At 67.2% G+C, this 1230-nt stretch carries 1 protein-coding gene; it reads left to right on the top strand.

The window, feature by feature from the left end; translation table 11 throughout:
- Positions 1 to 1230: hypothetical protein (locus tag EB084_25985; protein NDD31715.1), on the top strand; the 1230-nt coding region annotated here is incomplete at both ends.

The following is a 1230-nucleotide window of genomic DNA, read 5'->3' as shown; positions in this document are numbered from 1 at the left end:
GGCGCTCCGGTTCCTGACCGGGCTCGCCGACAAGCACGGCATCTCGCTGTACCTGCATGCGCGCCCGTTCGGGCACGAACGCATGAGCCTTGAGGAGTTGGAGCGGTTCTACCGTCGCCATGGCTTCCGCGCTGACGATGAGGAAGAAGACGACGATGAGGGGACACACATGCACCGCTGGCCGCGCGAAGTGGTGCCCGTGCAGACGAACCCCCGTGGCCTCGACGTGCGCCGTGGCATCCCCGGCACCTACCGCACCCGGTTCGTCGCCAAGGGCGGTAGGAAGCGCGCCTACCCTGCGCAGGGCGGAGCGCCGTGGGACCGTGCGATGGTCCGCGTGGCGCGCGAGACGACGCTCTCGGGCGGGCGCATCTACGACACCGTGGAGCGGGCATCGCGCGCGGGCCGCGCCTCCGCGCCGGGCAAGCGGGGCTCGGTGACCGTCGAGCGCGTCACCAACCCCCGTCGGCGGAACCCCACCCTGCCGAGGGCCTACCTCGACCTCGTTGCGCTCGCGCCGGACTTGCAGGATCGTCTGTATGAGTACTTCGACCCCCTCGAACACACGGACGGAGCCAGCACAATGCTGGCTTCCCTGTTGCGAGAGGCAGGGTATCGGGTGCTCGGTGTCGGCGGCACGCGCGTTGTCGTGGCCGTGGGGGACGGGTTCGCCGCAAAGGTCGCCGCTGAAGCCTACGGCAACTTGCAGAACCGTGCGGAAGCGGACTTCTGGAAGGCAACCCCGCTGCCCGACCTCATGCCCGTACACGACATCTCGGAGGACGGCACTGTTCTCCTTACCGAGCAAGCGGAGACGCCTGTTTCAGAGGCAGAGGCGCGGGCCGGATGGAGGCGTCTCGCCAAGCACCCCCAAGGGTGTCGTATTGGAGAGACGGATTACGTCTTCCAGTGGGGAAGACACGAGGGCAAGGTCAAGTTGCTTGACTACGGGTCATATGGGGACATCTACTGCTCCCTCGCCCGTGCGAACCCCCGTCGGCAGAACCCTCCGCGCAAGAAGTTTTCGACCGCACCGCTCACGGCAGCGGAGAAGCAGCAGGTGCGGCGTGCGAACGTCTACCTCATGGACTGGGTGTGCGACGGCTGGGGCCCGCTTCCCCCGCGCATCGCGGCGTTCGAGGAGCGACACGGCGCGCTTACGAACGCGGAGCAGCGGGAGTTGATCGACTGGTACGAGAACAACGTATCGAGCGACCGGAGTATGGTCTG

The sequence above is a fragment of the Pseudomonadota bacterium genome, from assembly GCA_010028905.1.
Taxonomy (GTDB): domain Bacteria; phylum Vulcanimicrobiota; class Xenobia; order RGZZ01; family RGZZ01; genus RGZZ01.
The sequence above is the reverse complement of the archived record's forward strand: the minus strand, read 5'-3'. Positions and strand labels throughout refer to the sequence as shown.